This is a genomic window from Natrialba sp. PRR66, from assembly GCF_034808065.1.
GTDB classification, from domain to species: Archaea; Halobacteriota; Halobacteria; order Halobacteriales; family Natrialbaceae; genus Natrialba; species Natrialba aegyptia.
Genome location: NZ_JAXHGN010000217.1, coordinates 1 through 248, shown reverse-complemented (window position 1 = coordinate 248; position 248 = coordinate 1). Strand labels below are relative to the sequence as shown.

At 69.0% G+C, this 248-nt stretch carries 1 protein-coding gene; it reads right to left on the bottom strand.

Annotated elements, in window-relative coordinates:
* Nucleotides 1–248, bottom strand: a 248-nt coding sequence (locus tag SM755_RS24030) for a succinylglutamate desuccinylase/aspartoacylase family protein (RefSeq protein WP_323174886.1), incomplete at both ends; no start/stop codon positions are given.

Sequence of the window (248 nt, the reverse complement as noted above, 5' to 3'; positions counted from 1 at the left end):
CGTTCGAGCGCGCGCCGCGTCGGCTCGTCGAGTTCGACGAGGTGACAGAGCGGGTTCCCGGGGTAGACGACGGGGTTCTCGAGGATGCCGACGAGCACGCCGGTGAACGGCGCGTCGACGGCCGTGTTGTCGTCCTTGAACGGGCTGGTGATCGTGCAGATGCGGTCGCCCTCGTGGACGAGCGACCCGCACTCGAAGTGCATGTCGACCATCCCGCCGGCGTCGGCGCGCAGCCACGTCTTCTCGTC